This window comes from Streptomyces sp. NPDC004065 (genome assembly GCF_044903565.1).
In the GTDB taxonomy this organism is placed as follows: domain Bacteria; phylum Actinomycetota; class Actinomycetes; order Streptomycetales; family Streptomycetaceae; genus Streptomyces.
Genome location: NZ_JBJDQT010000001.1, coordinates 454,683 through 472,239 on the forward strand (window position 1 = coordinate 454,683; position 17,557 = coordinate 472,239).

Below are 17,557 nucleotides of genomic sequence, written 5' to 3' on the forward strand. Positions count from 1 at the left end.
CGGGTGCGGTGGTGACGGGTGCGATGGCGGCGGGTGCGGTGGTGGTGGCTACGGCGGTGGTCCTGGCGCCGGCGGCTGCGGCGGCGGTCATGGCGCCGGCGGGCCGGCCGGGGGCCGTTGCGGTGGAAGCCCCGGCGCCTCGCCCGGGATCCGTCTCGGGGCCCTGTGCGGAGCCCGGCGCTGCTCCCGGTGCGGCTCCGGGGCGCTGCGCGGAGCCCGATGTGGCGGTGGTCACGTACACCGCCACCGGGCGGACCGCGGCCTGGCATTCCGGGGAGACGGAGTTCGACGCGCTGCGCGGCGTGCTGGACCCGGCGTATCCGGCCACCGAGCGGGTCCCCCAGGCCTGGACCGAGGGCCGCCATCCGCCGGTACGGATCACCGTGCTGTGGGGGCTGACCGGGGTCGGGGGCTGGCCGCAGACGAACCGGGCGCCCGGCGGCGACGTGGCGATGCTGCGCCAGGACCAGCTGTTCGTGGCCGAGGACGGCACTCCGTGGGTGCGCACCGACCCCGCCCCGGACCTGCCCGACGACGACATCCGCTGGCACCGGGCACCGCGCCGGTTCTTCGACCTCGCGGACCACGACGGCCTGCTCGGCCGCCCGCCCGTGACGGCCGGCGGCGACGGGACGCGGGAGCGGGTGTGGTGGGCGGCCGCGGGCGCCGCGGCCGGGATCGCCGGCTCCGTGCTGGTGCGGCGTGCGGCGGGCCGGCGCGGGGACGGTCCGCCGCGCCGGGAGCCGCGGCAGGAGCTGATCGACCTCTGACCGCTTCCGGGGGCCCGGACGCCTCCCCGGGGCCCGGGGCGGCCGTCCGGCCCCGGGGCGGCGAGGGCGGGGGCGGCGGCGGATCAGCCGAGGTCGATCTCCGGGTACAGCGGGAAGCCGGCCACCAGGTCCGTGGCGCGGCGGGAGATCTCGTCGGAGATCTTGGCGTCGAGGACGTGCTGGGCCTTGGAGGGGGCGCCCTTGGCGGTGGTGCCGGGCTCGGTGGCCGTCAGCACCCGGTCGATCAGGCCGGCGACCTCGTCCATCTCCGCGGTGCCCAGGCCCCGGGTGGTCAGGGCGGGGGTGCCGACGCGGATGCCGGAGGTGTACCAGGCGCCGTTGGGGTCGGCCGGGATCGCGTTGCGGTTGGTGACGATGCCCGACTCGAGCAGGGCCGCCTCGGCCTGGCGGCCGGTGAGACCGTAGGAGGTGGCGACGTCGATCAGGTTGAGGTGGTTGTCGGTGCCGCCGGTGACGAGGGTGGCGCCGCGCCGCATCAGGCCCTCGGCGAGGGCGCGGGAGTTGTCGACGATGCGCTGGGCGTAGTCGCGGAAGGAGTCCTGCCGGGCCTCGGCCAGGGCGACCGCCTTGGCGGCCATGACGTGCGGCAGCGGGCCGCCGAGCACCATCGGGCAGCCGCGGTCGACCTGGTCCTTGAGGGAGTCGTCGCACAGCACCATGCCGCCGCGCGGGCCGCGCAGCGACTTGTGCGTGGTGGTGGTGACGATCTGGGCGTGCGGCACCGGGTCGAAGTCGCCGGTGAGCACCTTGCCGGCGACCAGGCCCGCGAAGTGGGCCATGTCGACCATGAGGGTGGCGCCCACCTCGTCGGCGATCTCCCGCATGGTCCGGAAGTTCACCAGGCGGGGGTAGGCGGAGTAGCCGGCGACGATGATCAGCGGCTTGAACTCGCGGGCCTGGGCGCGCAGCGCGTCGTAGTCGATCAGGCCGGTCGCCGGGTCCGTGCCGTAGGAGCGCTGGTCGAACATCTTGCCGGAGATGTTCGGGCGGAAGCCGTGGGTGAGGTGACCGCCGGCGTCCAGGGACATGCCGAGCATGCGCTGGTTGCCGAAGGCGCGGCGCAGCTCCGCCCAGTCCTGCTCGGACAGGTCGTTGACCTGGCGGGCGCCGGCCTTCTCCAGGGCGGGCACCTCGACGCGCTGGGCGAGCACGGCCCAGAAGGCGACGAGGTTGGCGTCGATGCCGGAGTGCGGCTGGACGTAGGCGTGGCGGGCGCCGAACAGCTCGCGCGCGTGCTCGGCGGCCAGCGACTCCACGGTGTCGACGTTGCGGCATCCGGCGTAGAAGCGGCGGCCGACGGTGCCCTCGGCGTACTTGTCGCTGAACCAGTTGCCCATCGCCAGCAGGGTGGCCGGGGAGGCGTAGTTCTCGGAGGCGATCAGCTTGAGCATCTCGCGCTGGTCCGCCACCTCCTGGCCGATCGCGTCGGCGACACGCGGCTCGACCGCGCGGATCACGTCGAGGGCGGCGCGGAAGGCGGTGGACTCCGGGGAGAGGGGATGCTTGGACATGGGGACCTCCGGACGGCGTGCGTTCAGCGTTCACGGTACGGCCCAGGCGCACGGCACTCTTTCCCGCTCGGGCCGCTCCCCGATGGTCCGTCCCATCTTCGGATCCCGCTGCCGGAACCCAGCGCGCCAGTCACGGCCCGTTGATCAGCCTACCGGGCGGCGGTCACGGCCGGGTTCCCGCGTCCAGCATGCGAGCGACGGTAGGAAGGAGGACGTCCCCCGTCCTCAGGACAGCCCCGGGAGCCGCCGTGTCCGCCACGGAAGACCTGATCGCCGCCGCCGACGCCCACAGCGCGCACACCTACCATCCGCTGCCCGTGGTGATCGCCACCGCGGACGGCGCCTGGATGACGGACGTCGAGGGCCGCCGCTACCTCGACTTCCTGGCCGGCTACTCGGCACTGAACTTCGGGCACGGCAACCGGCGGCTGGTCGAGGCGGCCAAGGCGCAGCTGGACCGGGTGACGCTGACCTCGCGGGCGTTCCACCACGACCTGTTCGGGGCGTTCTGCGAGCGGCTGGCGGCGCTGTGCGGCATGGAGACGGTGCTGCCGATGAACAGCGGCGCCGAGGCGGTGGAGACCGCCGTGAAGACGGCCCGCAAGTGGGGGTACAAGGTCAAGGGCGTGCCCGCCGAGATGGCGAAGATCGTGGTCGCGGGCAACAACTTCCACGGCCGTACGACGACGATCGTCAGCTTCTCCACCGATCCGCAGGCGCGGGCGGACTACGGCCCGTACACCCCGGGCTTCCAGATCGTGCCCTACGGCGATCTGACCGCCCTGCGGTCGGCGCTGACCGAGAACACGGTGGCCGTGCTGCTGGAGCCGATCCAGGGCGAGGCGGGGGTGGTCGTGCCCCCGGCGGGCTATCTGCCGGCGGTGCGGGAGCTGACCCGGGAGCGGAACGTGCTCTTCGTGGCCGACGAGATCCAGTCGGGGCTGGGCCGCACCGGGCGCACCTTCGCCTGCGAGCACGAGGGCGTGGTGCCGGACGTGTACGTCCTCGGCAAGGCGCTCGGCGGCGGGATCGTGCCGGTGTCGGCGGTGGTGTCCTCGTGGGACGTGCTCGGGGTGTTCCGGCCGGGCGAGCACGGGTCGACGTTCGGCGGGAACCCGCTGGCCTGCGCGGTGGCGCTGGAGGTGATCGCCATGCTGCGGTCGGGCGAGTACCAGGCGCGGGCCGCGGAGCTGGGCGAGCATCTGCACCGGGAACTGGGGCTGCTCGCCGGGACCGGCCGGGTCACGGCGGTGCGCGGGCGGGGTCTGTGGGCGGGGGTGGACGTCGACCCGGCGGCCGGCACCGGGCGGGAGATCTCCGAGCGGCTGATGGACCGGCGGGTCCTGGTGAAGGACACGCACGGCTCCACCATCCGGATCGCCCCGCCGCTGGTGATCGGCAAGGAGGACCTGGACTGGGGGCTGGACCGGCTGCGGGAGGTACTGGGCGCGTGAGGCCGCACGGTGCGGGGCCGCGCGGGCGGCGTGGGTAGTGTCGTCGTACCCGACGTGGAAGGGCAGTTGCATGGCCGGCGAGATCGTGATCGTGCAGACGACCATTGACGACGAGGAGCGGGCGAAGGCCCTCGCTCGCGGGGCGGTCGAGAACCGGCTGGCCGCCTGCGCCCACATCGACCAGCCGTTCACCGCGGTGTACCGGTGGAAGGGCGCCGTCGAGACCGCCCAGGAGTGGCGGGTGTCGTACAAGACGACCACGGACCGGCTTCCACAGCTGGAGGCCTGGGTCGCCGAACGACACAGCTACGAGGTCCCGGAGTGGATCGCTCTCCCGGTGAGCGGCGGATCCGAGGCCTACCTGAAGTGGGTGGTCGAGGAGTCCTCGCCGCGGTCCGCCGGGTGACTCCTTGGGCCGGCAGTCCCGCGCCGCACCGCGGACCGCCCGCGGGCGAGGACCCGGCGGCCCACCGCACGGCCGTCCCCGCCGTGCGCGCACGGCGGGGACGGCCGGTCAGAGGATCACGTGGGGCAGGAAGCGGGCGTACTCGTCCGTGATCAGGCCGGAGGACTCGCGGATGCCGAGTCCGGCGGCCTCGTCGCCGACGACCCACGCGCCGAGGACGACGTGGTTGCCGTCGAAGGCCGGCAGCGGTGCGAGAGCCTGGTAGCAGCAGGGCTCCTCGCGCGGGACCGGATCGGCACCGTTCCCGGCCTCGTGCACGGTCACCCCGGCGCCCTCGCGCCCGAGCAGGGGCTTGGCGACGTAGCCGGTGGTGGCCGCCAGCTCGCGCGGGCCGTCCAGGTAGGCGGGCAGCAGGTTGGGGTGGCCGGGGAACAGCTCCCACAGGACGGCGAGCAGCGCCTTGTTGCTGAGCAGCATCTTCCAGGCGGGCTCGATCCACAGGGTGCTGCCGGTGCCGCCGCCGTTGTCCAGGGTGTCCAGCAGGGGGCCGGCGAACCGGTCGGTGGTGAGCCACTCCCAGGGGTAGAGCTTGAAGATGCTGCGGATGAAACGGAGTTGGTTGTCGACGAACCGGCCGGACAGCGGGTCCCAGCCGATCTCCTCCATGGAGATCCAGTCGGTGTCCAGCCCGGCCTGCTCGGCGGTCTCCTTGAGGTAGGCGACCGTCATGAGGTCCTCGCCCAGCTCGTCGTCGCTGGTGTGCGCGAAGTACAGCGGGCTCCCCGGCGGCAGCAGCGGGGCCTGCTCGCGCCAGGCCGCGACCAGGCGTTCGTGCAGGGAGTTCCACTGGTCGGCGCCGGGGAAGCGGTCCTCCATCCAGAACCACTGGGGCGAGGCGGCCTCCACCAGGGAGGTGGGGGTGTCGGCGTTGTACTCCAGCAGCCGCGCCGGGCCGGTGCCGTCGTAGCGCAGGTCGAAACGGCCGTAGAGGGAGGGGAGTTCGCCCCGCCGGTGCCATGCCTCGGCGACGGCCCGGGCGACGCGCGGGTCGGTGATGCCGAGGTCGGCGAAGCGGTCCTCGGCCACGATGTGCGCGGCCGCCTCCAGGCACATGCGGTGCAGTTCCTCGACGGTCTCCTCCAGCGCCTCGACCTCCGGCAGGCCGAAGACGTAGTGGGCGCTCTCGTCCCAGTAGGGGCGCAGCACGCCGTCCGGGTGCCGGGTGAGCGGGTAGATCAGGCCCTGGGACTCGACGGTGCGCTGCCAGTCGGGCCGGGGCTGTATGGTGCGGCGCTCCACGCGGGCCTCAGCCGCCCGACTTGCCGTGGCCGCCGCCGAAGCCGCCGCGGTCGACGCCGCCGTGGCTGCCGCCGCTCGAACTCCCCGAGCCGGAGCGGGGCTTGGTGAAGGAGCCGCCGTCGACCCAGCCGTTCTTCTTCTTCCCGCCGTAGTACCAGGAGCCGTTCACGGAGGTCTTGGCCGACTTGCAGTTCTTGTCGGCGACGACCTTGTAGCCCTTGGCGAGCGTGTAGCTGTCGCGGTCGACGCACCGCTTGTCCGGGTCGGAGGAGCAGGCGGTGAGCGCTGCCGCGAGCAGTCCCACACCGCCCAGTACGACCGTTCCCGAGCGAAGTTGCCGGCGTGCGTCCACCATGTCCGTCTCCCCGTCGTCGTGGCCGGCGGCTGTTTCCCGTTGCTTCCCGTCGGCCGGTTTCCGGCGGTCAGCCTAGAGATCGGTGAGAACTCCGGATGCGGCGGCCCCGGGCTGCCGCCCTCGCCTACAGTCGGTTCGTGCTCTTTGGAATGGTGTGCGCGCTTGGCGCCGCGGTGTGTTTCGGTACGGCGACGGTCCTCCAGGCGGTCGCCGCGCGGGCCGCGGCCGCCTCGGGCGGCGGCGGGGGCGGGGACGCGGCGCTGCTGCTGCGGGCGGTGCGGCAGTGGCGGTACCTGGCGGGGCTGGGCCTGGACGGCCTGGGCTTCCTGCTGCAGATCGCCGCCCTGCGGTCGGTGCCGATCTACGCGGTCGGCGCGGCGCTCGCCTCCAGCCTCGCGGTGACGGCGGTGGCGTCGGCCCGGCTGCTCGGGGTGCGGCTGAGCGCGCTGGAGTGGGGCGCGGTGGGCGTGGTCTGCGCGGGCCTGGGGATGCTCGGCCTCGCCTCCGGCGCGGAGGGCGACCGGTCCGGTACGGCGGCGCTGAGGTGGGCGATGCTCGGCGCGGCGGTGGGTGTGGCGGCCCTCGGCGCGGTGGCCGGCCGGCTGCCCGGGCGCGGCCGCGCGCTGCTGCTGGGGCTGGGCGCGGGTCTCGGCTTCGGGGTGGTGGAGGTCTCGGTGCGGCTGATCGACTCCCTCGCCCCGGCCCGGCTGCCGGCCAACCCGGCGGCGTACGCGCTGGTGCTGGGCGGCGGCGCCGCGTTCGTGCTGCTGACCTCGGCCCTGCAGCGCGGCTCGGTGACCACGGCCACCGCCGGCCTGGTGGTCGGCGAGACCGTGGGGCCCGCCCTCATCGGCGTCACCCTGCTCGGCGACCGCACCCGGGAGGGCCTGGGCTGGCTCGCCGTCCTGGGGTTCGCGGTGGCGGTCGCCGGCGCCCTGGCGCTGGGCCGCTTCGGGGAGGCCCCGGGCGACACGCCGGCTGACGGCTCGGCCGACGGCCCGGTGGATGGCTCGGCGGAGGCGGTGCCGGCCTCGCAGGCGTGAGGCGGGGGGACAACGCCCGCCGGACCGGACCGTGCGGCGGACGGGGCGCACACGGCGGCGGCGGGACGGCGGTGCGGACCGGCCGGGAAGGCGGCGCGGGCGCGGGCGGGGCGCACACGGCGGCGGCGCGGGCGCGGGCCGACCGGTCGGGACAGCGGTCCGCAGCGGCGGATCCGGCGGCCCGGCGGCGGGGCGGCGGCGATCCCGGCGGCGGGGCGAAGCGGCGACGGCGGGGCGGCCACACCGCAGCCCGGGCTCACCGCACCACGTCGTCACGGCTCACGGGAGCACGCGGCACAGGGCGTCCAGGGCTGCCGTCCAGGCGTGGTCGGGCGGGGTGCCGTAGCCGACGACCAGGGCGTCCAGCCGGGGCGCGGTGGCCTCCGGATGCCGGAAACGGGCCAGGCCGTGCAGGGCGAGGCCCTGCCAGGCCGCCGCCTGGACCACGGAGGGCTCGGTGCCCGGCGGCAGGCGCAGCACCGCGTGCAGCCCGGCGGCGATGCCCGTCGGGCGCACCTCGGGGGCGCGTTCGGCCAGGGCCGCGACCAGGCCGTCGCGGCGGCGGCGGTAGCGGAGCCGGGCGGCGCGCACATGACGGTCGTAGGCGCCGGAGACGAGGAGCTCCGCCAGCGTCAGCTGGTCCAGGACCCCGCAGGTGTCGTGGGGACCCTTGACGGCCACGGCCTCCTCCACCAGGGCCGGCGGCAGCGCCATCCAGGCCAGGCGCAGACCGGGGGCCAGGGCCTTGCTGACGGTGCCCAGGTACACCACGTGGTCGGGGGCCAGTCCCTGGAGCGCGCCGACCGGCTGGCGGTCGTAGCGGAACTCGCCGTCGTAGTCGTCCTCCAGGACCAGTCCGCCGGTGCGGCGGGCCCAGTCCACGACGGCCGCGCGCCGGTCCGGCCGCAGTGTCACGCCCATCGGGAACTGGTGCGAGGGCGTGAGCAGGACCGCGCCCGCGCCGGCCGGGCAGGCGTCGCCGTCCGTGACCGTGCCGCGTTCGTCGAAGGGCAGCGGGCGGGTGCGCAGCCCCGCCTCGGCCAGCAGCCGCCGGTGCACGTCCAGGCCGTAGGACTCGACGGCGACCGTGCTCGCGCCCCGCGCCCGCAGCACCGCGCCGAGGATGCGCAGGCCGTCCGAGAAGCCCGCGCACACCATCAGGTGCCCGGGGTCGGTGCGTACGCCGCGGACGCGGGCGAGGTGACCGGCGAGCGCGGTGCGCAGTTCCAGGCTGCCGCGCGGGTCGCCGTAGCCCAGCACCCGGCTGGGGGCCGCGGTCAGGGCGCGGCGGGCGGCCCTGAGCCATGCCGCGCGAGGGAAGGAGGCGAGGTCGGGGATGCCGGGCACGAGGTCGTGCACCGGGCGGCCGGCTTCGCGGGGCGGCGGGGACGTGCGCGCCGGTGGTGCCGCCCCCTGCCCCCGCCGCCCGGGTGACGGGGCGGCCACCCCCGTGGCGACCCGGGTGCCCGAGCCCTGGCGTGCGGTCAGCCAGCCCTCGGCGACCAGGTCGGCGTAGGCGTCGGCGACCGTGTTGCGGGCGATGCCCAGGTCGGCGGCGAGGGTGCGGGAGGACGGCAGCCGGGTGCCGGGCGCGAGCCGGCCGGTGCGCACGGCGTCGCGCAGGGCGTCGGTCAGTCCGCGGCGCAGCCCCGGACCGGCCGGTTCCAGATGGAGGTCGACACCCGAAGTGGCCCATGTTCTCGCCATGGAAATGGACCATACTCCTGGGCTGCCCGGCTTCTAGGGTCGAGGCCATGAGCACAGAACAGACCGCTGAGACCGTCGAGTACGCACCCGAACACCCCGCCCGGCTCGCGTGGGCCGAGCACGCTCCCGAGGTCTACCGGGCGATGGTCCGCGTGGACGCCGCCGCCCGCAAGGGCCTCGACCCCAAGCTGTACGAGCTGGTGAAGATCCGCGCCTCCCAGCTGAACCACTGCGCCTTCTGCCTGGACATGCACACCAAGGACGCGCTGGCGGCGGGCGAGAGCGTGGAGCGGGTGGTGCAGCTGGCCGCCTGGCAGGAGTCGCGGCACTTCTACACCGAGAAGGAGCTCGCGGCGTTCGAGCTGACCGACGCGGTGACCGTGCTGACGGACGGGTTCGTGCCGGACGAGGTGTACGAGCGGGCCGCGAAGCACTTCGACGAGGCCGAACTGGCGCAGCTGGTGTCGGCGATCGCGGTGATCAACGCCTGGAACCGGTTCGGGGTGGCCTTCCGCATGGCCCCGGGGCACTACACACCGGGCCAGCACGGGTGAGCCGAGCCGCCTCCTGACTCGACCAGTTCCCTCAGAGCCCGGTCGCCGGGATGTGCGGCGGCGAGTCGGTGTCTGGCATCACCGGCCCATTCGGGCTCGGATGCGGCGAGGGCGTTGAGGAACAGGGCGAGTTGTACGCCGAGGTCGAACTTGACGTGATCGCCTGCCGCGAGGCGGGCGATGCCTCGGTCGACGACGGCTGAGAGGTCACCCCGGCACGCCGAGACGATCTCCGGGTACAGCAGGTCGTTCGCACTGCGGTCGAGTTGGACCCGGTCGGCGATCCGGATCAACGCCCGAGCCGCCTCGATGCGTTCGGCCGAGGTGCCTCGCTCGTCGACCATGTCCCGGCTGCGGCCCACTGCTTCAGCCAGGTGCGCGAACGTGTCGTCCTGGCTGTTGAAGCGGTCGTACGTCTGGCCTCGCCAAGCCAGGTCGTCCGGTGCGCCGGCCGCCTCGACGACCGTCGCGTAGCCGATCGGATCCGCCCACGAGCAGAGCGCGCAGCACGCGAGGAAGCGTGCGGCCGGATCGGCGTTCTCGTCGCGGAGGAGGGCCACCAGGCCCTCGGTGCGTTCGACGTAGCCGCCGTCGAGAGCATCGGCAATGACGTCGTCCGGCTCGGCGGGCAGGCCGTCGAAGTCCGTGAACAGGAGTCGCCTCAGCACAGGATCCGGTCCCATCCGTGCAGGCCCTACAGCAGGTGGTCGGCCTTGCCGGCCTTGATGTCGGTGATGAGGGTTCGCAGGGCTTCGAGGGAGTCGGTGAGATAGCGGTCCTCTTGCCCGGCAACGGCTATGTAGGCGTTGCCGTCGGCGTCGGTGCCGAGGCGGAAGCAGGAGCTGCCTTCGGCGCAGAAGGGGCTTTCCCAGGTGATGTCGGGCACTGGTACTCCTCACAGTTGTCGTGCGAGTTCACGAATGAAGTCTCGGGACTGCTCTGGCGGCAGTGCCAGATCTTCCAACAGATCGAGTTGCGCCCGGTATTTCGCCAACTGCCCCTCAGCGTGCAGGAACGTGGGTCCGTGGGAACTGTCCACCTGCACTGTGTCGAGCTGCGGTACGGGGCCTTCGAGGTAGACGACGGTCTGCCCCGCCCCAGGGAAGGCGCCGTGGGCGAAGGGGAGGACGAGCACGGTGACGTTGTCCCACTCGGAGACCTCCAGCAGGTGCTCCAACTGGGCCCGGGCCACGTCGGTACCGCCGAACTGCATCCGCAGTGCGGCCTCGTGGATGACAGCGACGTACGGGATCGCGGTGTCGCCGGTGATCACCTGCTGACGTTCCGAACGCAGCGCGAGCCGCAGGGCAACCTCGTGCTCGGGCAGAGCAGGTACCGCCGCTCGGAAGATGGCCATCGCCTGTTCCGACGTCTGAAGCATGCCCGGCACATGCACGGTGTTGGCGCCCCGCATGCGTACAGCACCGCTCTCCGTTTCCGCGATGTCCAGCAGGCCTTGGGGCAGGGTGCCTCGATAGCGCTCCCACCAGCCTGTCCTCACCTGGGCCATCTCGACGAGTGCCTCGACGTATGCCCCATCGGTCACATCGCAGTTGCAGGCCAGTGTGCGCAAGCGGTCGGCGTTGATGCCCCGGACGCCGGACTCGATGTTGGAGATCTTGCCTCGGTCCACACCCAGCAGACCCGCCGCGAACTCGGCGGAGACTCCTGCCGCAGTGCGGATGCGTCGCAGTTCACTGCCCAGTCGCTTCTGCCGTTCCGTGGGGGTCGTCCTCGGGGGCATGGGGTTCCTCAGTTCTGTGTGGTGAATTTTCTCGAGCGCGTGGAAAATTTACCACCTACTGCTCTACCGTCAGTATCGCGCACGCTACACACCGCAACACCGGAAGCGCACCGCGCGAGCATGCCCGCCTGCCCTGGGGCGGGTGTGCTCGCGACCAGGGCGGCAGGCCACCGGCGGCTCCAAACCCCTCACCTCGTCGCGGAGTTCGCCATGCCCGAGATCCCCATTGTCCCCGTCCACTGGCACTTCCCCGCCCACCCCACCTCCGTACGGCGGGCCCGGCACGCCGTCGCCGAGTCTCTGCCGGACGTGCTTCGCCCCCATCTCGACGACGACCTGGGCCTGTTGACCTCAGAACTGGTCACCAACGCCATCCGCCACGGCGCCTGTCGGGAGGACGAGGACCTGATCGAACTCGTCCTGTGGCCCGCCGACGGACACTACTGGCTCGCCGTCTCCGACCCCGGCACCGGCAAACCCCAAGTGACCCGTCCACACACGGACTCCGAGAGCGGCCGTGGCCTGCTCCTCGTAGACAACCTCGCCGCCGCCTGGACCGTCCGGCCCCGCCCCACACACGGAACGTCCGTGATCGCGGGCCTTTCGCTCCACCCCACGCTGTCAGACCTACTCCCGATCAGAGTCTCAACACTCCCCGCCAGGTCCAACCGGCGTTGAGAACCACGTTCTGCAAGGGGTCTGTCATCTCGCGTGTATCGAAGCGGAACGCCTCGACCTTGCGCCGTTTGCCGTCAGGGCCCTGCTCCGTGTGCCACTGCCGGTACACGGCAGGCGCATGGCCGCGCCCTGCCCAGCCCGGAGGCACCGCCGTAGGTCCGCTCGGCTGGACGGCGACGCCCCCGTCCGCCGGCTAGGGCAGCCACCCCTTCCAGGTGGACCTGTGGGTGTCGACCCACTTCTTTGCTGCCTCGGCCGGGGTCAGTTTCTGGTCGGCGATCATCAACGAGACCTCGTTCTGATCCTCGGTGGTCCACTTGAAGTTCTTCAGGAAGGCCGCCGCCTTGCCGCCGGACTTCGCGAAGTGCGCGTTCAGGTACTTCTGCAAGGGCGTGTGCGGGTAGGCGCAGGCGACCTTGGCCGCGTCCGTGTCGCAGCCCTCCTTGTACGGCGGCAGCCTCACCTCCGTCATGGGGACCTTCTCGAACAGCCACTGCGGCGCGTACCAGTACGTCAGGAAGGGCTTGTGCTCCTTGGCGAACTGGCGGATCTGCGTGATCTGCGCGGCCTCCGAACCGGCGAACACCACCTGGTAGTTCAGCTTGAGGTTCTTCACCAGCGCCTTGTCGTTGGTGACGTAGGACGGGGAGCCGTCCAGCAGCTGGCCCTTGCCGCCGCTCTCCGGGGTGCGGAAGAAGGAGGCGTACTTGTCGAGGTTGCGCCAGTCGGTGATGTCCGGGTGCTGCTTGGCCAGGTACGTCGGGACGTACCAGCCGATGTGCCCGGTCACCCCGAGTCCGCCGCCGCGGGTGATGGTCTTCTTGTCGTCGACGTACCGCTTCTCCTGCTCCGGGTGGCCCCAGTCCTCCAGGATGGCGTCGACCCGGCCCTGGCTGAGCGCGTCCCAGGCGGGGACCTCGTCGACCTGGACGGTGTCGACCCGGTAGCCGAGCTCGTGCTCCAGCAGGTACTGGGCGACGGCCACGTTGGCCTGGGCACCCACCCACGACTGCACGGACAGGGTCACGGTCTTCGCGCCGCGCACGCCCGCGAACGGCGAGGCCTGTCTGGTCATGTCGGCCGCCCCGCAGCCGGCCAGCAGGGAGCAGGTGGCCGCTCCCGCGGCGATCAGCGCGGTCGCGCGTACCGGCTTCCTCATGTCAGGCTCCCTTCTCCGTGCGGTTCCGCGTCGGCTGCGTCACCCGGTCGAGCGTCAGGCCGAGGCAGACGATCGCGATGCCGGCGACCAGCCCGGTGGCCAGGTCGCCCTGGGCGAGTCCGAAGACGACGTCGTAGCCGAGCGCGCCGCCGCCGACCAGGCCGCCGATGATCACGACGGCGAGGACCAGGACCACGCCCTGGTTGACGGCGAGCAGCAGCGACCGGCGGGCGAGCGGGAGCTGCACCTGGCGCAGCTGCTGCCCGCTGGTCGCGCCGAGCGAGCGGGCCGACTCCAGCGCGGCCGGGTCGACCTGGCGCAGGCCCTGCGCGGTGATCCGGACGACGGCGGGCAGGGCGTAGACGACGGCGGCGGCGACGGCGGGGGCACGGCCCACGCCGAACAGCGCCACGACCGGGATCAGGTACACGAACTGCGGCATGGTCTGCAGGACGTCCAGCACCGGGCGCAGCAGCTTCTCGAAGCGGTCGCCGCGGGCGGCGGCGATCCCGGTCGCGAAGCCGAGGACCAGGGTGACGGCCACCGCCGCGAGCACCTGGGACAGGGTGTCCAGGGACGGTTTCCACACCCCGAGCACGCCGATGGCGGCCATGGCGCCGGCGGCGGTCAGCGCGGTGCGCCAGGTGCCGATCAGCCAGGCGAGCGCCGCGACGATCAGCAGGACGGACCACCACGGCAGCCACTGGAGCCCGTCACGCACCGGGTCCAGCACCCAGGTGGTGAAGCGGCCCGCCCAGTCGGCGGTGCCGCCGACGTACGGGACGCCCGAGTAGAGGTGGGCGGTCATCCAGTCGACGGCCCGGTCGACCGGCCCGGCGATGTCCACGGTGCCGCCCGTGGGCCACTCCAGACGGCCGGCCAGGCGCGCGGCCAGGGCCGCGGCGACGACGGCGGCGCCGGCCACGGCGGTGTGCAGCCGGGGGCGGGGCGCGTGCTCGTCGTGGCCGAGGCGCTCGCCCGCCGCGCCGGTGACGCGGTCCAGCACGACGGCCAGCAGCACGATCGGGATGCCCGCGGCGAGGGCCGCGCCGACGTCGACCGAGGCCAGCGCCTGGTACACGCGGTCGCCGAGGCCGCCGGCGCCGATCACGGAGGCGATGACGGCCATGGACAGCGCCATCATGATCGTCTGGTTGAGGCCGAGCAGCAGCTCCTTGCGGGCCAGCGGGAGGCGGGCGGTCAGCAGCCGCTGGCGCGCGGTCGCGCCGAGCGAGTCGACCGCCTCCAGCACCTCCTTGTCCGCGCCGCGCAGCCCGAGGGCGGTCAGCCGGGCCATGGGCGGGGCGGCGTAGACGACGGTGGCGAGGACGGCGGCGGGCACGCCGATGCCGAACACCAGCACCACGGGCAGGAGGTACGCGAACGCCGGGAGCACCTGCATGGTGTCCAGCACCGGGCGCAGTGCGCGGTCCATGCGGTCGGACAGGCCGGCCGCGAGGCCCAGCAGCGCGCCGACGGCGACGGAGACGAGGACCGCGACCGCCATCAGGGCCAGGGTCTGCATGGTCGGCACCCACATGCCGAGCAGACCGCAGGCGAGGAACGCGGCGGCGGTGCCGAGGGCGAGCCGGGCGCCGGCCACGCGCCAGGCGACGGCCGCGCCGAGGGCGGTGACCCCGGCCCACCCCGCGGCCAGCAGGAACAGGTAGACGGCGCGCACCGAGACGACGACCGCCTCACTGATGTAGCCGAAGAAGTACAGGAACAGCGGGTGGCCGTCCCGGTTGTCGATGATCCAGTCACTGGCGCGGCCGAGCGGCCCGGACAGGTCGACGGTCAGTTCCCGCGGCCAGCCGCCGCTTCCCCAGCGGGCGTCGGCCAGCGGCACGAGGACCGCGGCGAGGACCACGAGGACGGCCAGTTTCCGCGGGGCGCGGTGTGCGAGGAGGGCGGGGACGGTACGGGGGGACGGTGCGCCGATCGTCGTCGCCATCAGACCGCCTCCGCGCCGGGGCCGGGGTCACGCGGGGCCGCGCCGTCGGGGCCGGGGTCGCCGGGGGGCGCCTGACCGGCGCCCGGGCCGCGCGAGGGTGCCCGGCCGGGGCCGGAGTCGCCCGTGGGTACCCGGCCGGGGCCGGGGTCGCCGGACCGTCCGGGGTCGCGGTCGCGGGGGGTGGCCGGGTCCGGTGCGGGTGCCGCCTCGGCGGTACGGCCGCCCGCGGCGGGGCCGCCGGTTCCGGCGACCACTTCGAGCAGCGCGTCGGCGTCGACGACGCCCACGCACCTGCCCCCGTCGAGCACCCGCGCCGCGGTGCCCGCCCGGGCCACCGCCTCGATCGCCTCCGCGACCGTGGCCTCCGGAGGGACGGCCGGGCCGGTGGCCGCGTCCCCGGCCGGGGCCGGGCGCATGGCCCGGCGGACCGTGACCACCTGTTCGCGGGGGACGTCGCGGACGAACGCGCGGACGTAGTCGTCGGCCGGGGAGGCGACGATCTCCTCTGGGGTGCCGAGCTGGACCACGCGGCCGTCGCGCATCAGCGCGATGCGGTCGCCGAGCCTGAGCGCCTCCTGGAGGTCGTGGGTGATGAACACCATCGTGCGGCCCTCCTCCTGGTGCAGACGGACGACCTCCTCCTGCATGTCCCGCCGGATGAGCGGGTCCAGGGCGCTGAACGGCTCGTCGAAGAGCAGCACCTCCGGGTCCACGGCCAGGGCCCGGGCCAGGCCGACGCGCTGGCGCTGGCCGCCCGACAGCTGGCCCGGGCGGCGCTGCTCCATGCCCTCCAGGCCGACCTTCGCCACCACCTCGGCGGCCCGCTCGCGCCGTTCGCCCTTGCCCACGCCCTGGATCTCCAGGCCGTAGGCGACGTTGTCGAGGACGGTGCGGTGCGGCAGCAGGCCGAAGTGCTGGAAGACCATCGCGGCGCGGTGCCGGCGCAGTTGGCGCAGCCGCGCCTTGTCCATGGCGCGCACGTCCTCGCCGTCGATGGCGATGGTGCCGGCCGTGGGCTCGATCAGCCGGGTCAGGCAGCGCACCAGCGTGGACTTGCCGGAGCCGGACAGGCCCATGACGACGAAGACCTCACCCTTGCGCACGTCGAAGGAGACGTCCCGGACCGCGGCCATGCAGCCGGTGCGCGCGCGCAGCTCGGCCGGGCCGAGCGTGTTCAGCGCGGGGTCGCCGGGGACCCGGCCGGCCTTGGGACCGAAGACCTTCCACAGGCCGTCGACGGAGAAGACGGGGGCGGCGGGGGGTTCGCCGGTGGGCGGTTTGCGTGTGGGGACCGCGAGAGCCATCAGGCCTCACCTCCGATGAGAGCGGCGGCCTTCTCCCCGACCATGAGGACCCCGATCATCGGGTTCACGGCGGTCATGGTGGGGAAGACGGAGGCGTCCGCGACACGGATGCCTTCCAGGCCTCGGATGCGCAACTGGGGGTCGACGACCGCGAGTTCGTCGTCGGGGGCGCCCATCCGGCAGGTGCCGGCGGGGTGGTAGACCGTGTGGGCGACCCTGCGGGCGTACTCGCCGAGCTCCTCGTCGCCGGTGACGTCCGGGCCGGGGCACACCTCCCGCTTCAGCCAGCCGGCCAGCGGCTGGGTCCTCGCGATCTCGCGGGCGATGCGGATGCCGTCGACGAGGGTGCGGCCGTCGTAGTCGTCCTCGTCGGTGAAGTAGCGGAAGTCCAGGGCCGGTTTGACGGCCGGGTCGGCGCTGGTCAGGTACAGCCGGCCGCGGCTTCTCGGCTTGGGGATGTTCGGGGTCATGGAGACGCCGTACGGGGGCCGTTCGTAGCCGAGGCGCTCGGGGTTGTCCGTGAACGGGATCTGGTAGAAGTGGAACATCAGGTCGGGGCCCGGCTGTCCGGGGTCCCGCCGCACGAACAGGCCCGCGTCGGAGTCCATCGCGGAGTTCTCCGGGATGGGGCCGTCGGTCTCCCACACGATGACCGACTCGGGGTGGTCGAGCAGGTTCTCGCCGACGCCGGGCAGGTCGTGCGCCACGGGAATGCCGAGCCTTTCCAGGTCCGCCCGCGGGCCGACACCGGAGTGCAGCAGCAGCCGCGGCGAGTCGACGGCGCCGGCGCAGAGCACGACCTCCCGGCGGGCCCGCAGCGACAGCTCCTCGCCCTCCTTGGTGCGCACGCGCACCCCCTCGGCGCGGGTACCGTCCAGCTCCAGCCGGTACGCCCACGTCTCCAGCCAGAGGGTCAGGTTGGCGCGCTCGTCCATCACCGGGTGCAGGTACGCCACCGAGGCGCTGGAGCGCTTGTTGTCCTCCGGGTGGTAGGCGAGGTCGAAGAAGCCGACGCCCTCGGTGAACGGCTTCCTGTTGAAGCTCTCGACGCGGGGCACGCCGAGCGCGGCCTGCGCGGAGTCGACGAAGTCGCGGGCGATGGCGTTGCGGTCCTTCTCGTCGACCGGGACGATGTTGTTCTTCAGCCGGTCGAAGTAGGCGTCCATGGCCGCCGCGCCCCAGCCCTTGGCGCCGGCCGCCTCCCACTCGTCCCAGTCGGACGGCAGCGGCTTGAAGGCGATCAGCGTGTTGTGGGAGGAGCAGCCGCCCAGGACGCGGGCGCGGCTGTGCCGGATGTGCGAGTTGCCGCGCGGCTGCTCGGTGGTCGGGTAGTCGTAGTCGAGTTCGCCGCCGAGCAGGCCCATCCAGCGGCGCAGGGTCAGCACGTCCTCGCGGCCGACGTCGCTGGGGCCGCCCTCGACGACGGCGACGGTGACGTCGGGGTTCTCGGTGAGGCGGGAGGCGATCACGGAGCCTGCCGTGCCGCCGCCTATGACGACGTAGTCGTACTCGTGGGTGGTCTCGGGCATGGGGTGTGCACTCCTGGGGACGGGGAGGTGGGGGTTCTGCGGTGGTGGTGGGGGGCTGCGGGGGTCCCG

17 protein-coding genes and 1 riboswitch are annotated in these 17,557 nt (G+C 73.4%); of the genes, 6 read left to right on the forward strand and 11 right to left on the reverse strand.

Going from position 1 to position 17,557, the window contains the following annotated elements; all coding sequences use genetic code 11:
- The first annotated feature begins 89 nt into the window (after positions 1–89).
- Positions 90–770, forward strand: a complete 681-nt coding sequence (locus ACI2LW_RS02065) for a hypothetical protein (protein ID WP_404729501.1) — start codon at positions 90–92, stop codon at positions 768–770.
- Between the two features lie 83 nt (positions 771–853).
- On the opposite strand, the gene ACI2LW_RS02070 is transcribed toward ACI2LW_RS02065, so the two are convergent.
- Positions 854–2,302 carry a glycine hydroxymethyltransferase gene (locus ACI2LW_RS02070; protein WP_404729179.1) on the reverse strand — a complete coding sequence of 483 codons (1,449 nt, stop codon included), beginning with the start codon at positions 2,300–2,302 and terminating at the stop codon, positions 854–856.
- 33 nt (positions 2,303–2,335) lie between these two features.
- A riboswitch (ZMP/ZTP riboswitch) is annotated at positions 2,336–2,446 on the reverse strand.
- A 104-nt stretch (positions 2,447–2,550) separates the two neighbouring features.
- Between ACI2LW_RS02070 and rocD the strand changes: the two genes are divergently transcribed.
- Positions 2,551–3,756 (forward strand): ornithine--oxo-acid transaminase, encoded by a 1,206-nt coding sequence (rocD, locus tag ACI2LW_RS02075; protein WP_404729180.1) that lies wholly within the window; start codon positions 2,551–2,553, stop codon positions 3,754–3,756.
- 70 nt (positions 3,757–3,826) lie between these two features.
- Entirely contained in the window at positions 3,827–4,162 is a 336-nt protein-coding gene (cutA, locus tag ACI2LW_RS02080) for a divalent-cation tolerance protein CutA (RefSeq protein WP_404729181.1), read from the forward strand.
- A 108-nt stretch (positions 4,163–4,270) separates the two neighbouring features.
- Here cutA and ACI2LW_RS02085 read toward each other — a convergent pair whose 3' ends face one another.
- The gene (locus ACI2LW_RS02085) at positions 4,271–5,461 is read right to left on the reverse strand and encodes a glutathionylspermidine synthase family protein (RefSeq protein ID WP_404729182.1); all 1,191 of its coding nucleotides are present in this window, start codon (positions 5,459–5,461) and stop codon (positions 4,271–4,273) included.
- Positions 5,462–5,468: 7 nt separating this feature from the next.
- On the reverse strand, positions 5,469–5,816 hold the full coding sequence (locus ACI2LW_RS02090; RefSeq protein ID WP_404729183.1) for a hypothetical protein: 348 nt from the start codon (positions 5,814–5,816) through the stop codon (positions 5,469–5,471).
- Positions 5,817–5,965: 149 nt separating this feature from the next.
- Between ACI2LW_RS02090 and ACI2LW_RS02095 the strand changes: the two genes are divergently transcribed.
- The gene (locus ACI2LW_RS02095; protein WP_404729502.1) at positions 5,966–6,859 is read left to right on the forward strand and encodes a hypothetical protein; all 894 of its coding nucleotides are present in this window, start codon (positions 5,966–5,968) and stop codon (positions 6,857–6,859) included.
- A 279-nt stretch (positions 6,860–7,138) separates the two neighbouring features.
- On the opposite strand, the gene ACI2LW_RS02100 is transcribed toward ACI2LW_RS02095, so the two are convergent.
- On the reverse strand, positions 7,139–8,566 hold the full coding sequence (locus tag ACI2LW_RS02100) for a PLP-dependent aminotransferase family protein (RefSeq protein ID WP_404729184.1): 1,428 nt from the start codon (positions 8,564–8,566) through the stop codon (positions 7,139–7,141).
- Between the two features lie 47 nt (positions 8,567–8,613).
- On the opposite strand from ACI2LW_RS02100, the gene ACI2LW_RS02105 reads away from it, so the two are divergent.
- Complete coding sequence (locus ACI2LW_RS02105; protein ID WP_404729185.1) at positions 8,614–9,120, forward strand: carboxymuconolactone decarboxylase family protein; 507 nt, start codon at positions 8,614–8,616, stop codon at positions 9,118–9,120.
- On the opposite strand, the gene ACI2LW_RS02110 is transcribed toward ACI2LW_RS02105, so the two are convergent.
- Genes ACI2LW_RS02110 through ACI2LW_RS02120 form a run of 3 tightly spaced genes read right to left on the reverse strand, consistent with a single transcriptional unit; the run spans position 9,096 to position 10,864 of the window.
- Positions 9,096–9,788, reverse strand: coding sequence for a hypothetical protein (locus ACI2LW_RS02110; RefSeq protein ID WP_404729186.1), 693 nt, complete (start codon positions 9,786–9,788; stop codon positions 9,096–9,098). The two genes, ACI2LW_RS02105 and ACI2LW_RS02110, sit on opposite strands and share 25 nt — an antisense overlap.
- 26 nt (positions 9,789–9,814) lie before the next feature.
- Positions 9,815–10,006 carry a hypothetical protein gene (locus tag ACI2LW_RS02115; RefSeq protein ID WP_404729187.1) on the reverse strand — a complete coding sequence of 64 codons (192 nt, stop codon included), beginning with the start codon at positions 10,004–10,006 and terminating at the stop codon, positions 9,815–9,817.
- Between the two features lie 9 nt (positions 10,007–10,015).
- Complete coding sequence (locus tag ACI2LW_RS02120) at positions 10,016–10,864, reverse strand: helix-turn-helix domain-containing protein (RefSeq protein WP_404729188.1); 849 nt, start codon at positions 10,862–10,864, stop codon at positions 10,016–10,018.
- Between the two features lie 210 nt (positions 10,865–11,074).
- On the opposite strand from ACI2LW_RS02120, the gene ACI2LW_RS02125 reads away from it, so the two are divergent.
- Positions 11,075–11,542, forward strand: coding sequence for an ATP-binding protein (locus tag ACI2LW_RS02125; RefSeq protein WP_404729189.1), 468 nt, complete (start codon positions 11,075–11,077; stop codon positions 11,540–11,542).
- A 193-nt stretch (positions 11,543–11,735) separates the two neighbouring features.
- On the opposite strand, the gene ACI2LW_RS02130 is transcribed toward ACI2LW_RS02125, so the two are convergent.
- The 4 genes from ACI2LW_RS02130 to ACI2LW_RS02145 are packed head-to-tail and all read right to left on the reverse strand — an operon-like array spanning position 11,736 to position 17,488.
- Positions 11,736–12,701 (reverse strand): ABC transporter substrate-binding protein, encoded by a 966-nt coding sequence (locus ACI2LW_RS02130; protein WP_404729190.1) that lies wholly within the window; start codon positions 12,699–12,701, stop codon positions 11,736–11,738.
- A 1-nt stretch (position 12,702) separates the two neighbouring features.
- Positions 12,703–14,655, reverse strand: coding sequence for an ABC transporter permease (locus ACI2LW_RS02135; protein ID WP_404729191.1), 1,953 nt, complete (start codon positions 14,653–14,655; stop codon positions 12,703–12,705).
- A complete protein-coding gene (locus ACI2LW_RS02140) occupies positions 14,655–15,959 on the reverse strand; it encodes a glycine betaine/L-proline ABC transporter ATP-binding protein (RefSeq protein ID WP_404729192.1) in 1,305 nt (434 codons plus the stop codon). Before ACI2LW_RS02140 ends, ACI2LW_RS02135 begins: the two co-directional genes overlap by 1 nt.
- The gene (locus tag ACI2LW_RS02145; RefSeq protein ID WP_404729193.1) at positions 15,959–17,488 is read right to left on the reverse strand and encodes a GMC family oxidoreductase; all 1,530 of its coding nucleotides are present in this window, start codon (positions 17,486–17,488) and stop codon (positions 15,959–15,961) included. The genes ACI2LW_RS02140 and ACI2LW_RS02145 overlap by 1 nt, the downstream gene beginning before the upstream one ends.
- Positions 17,489–17,557 lie beyond the last annotated feature (69 nt).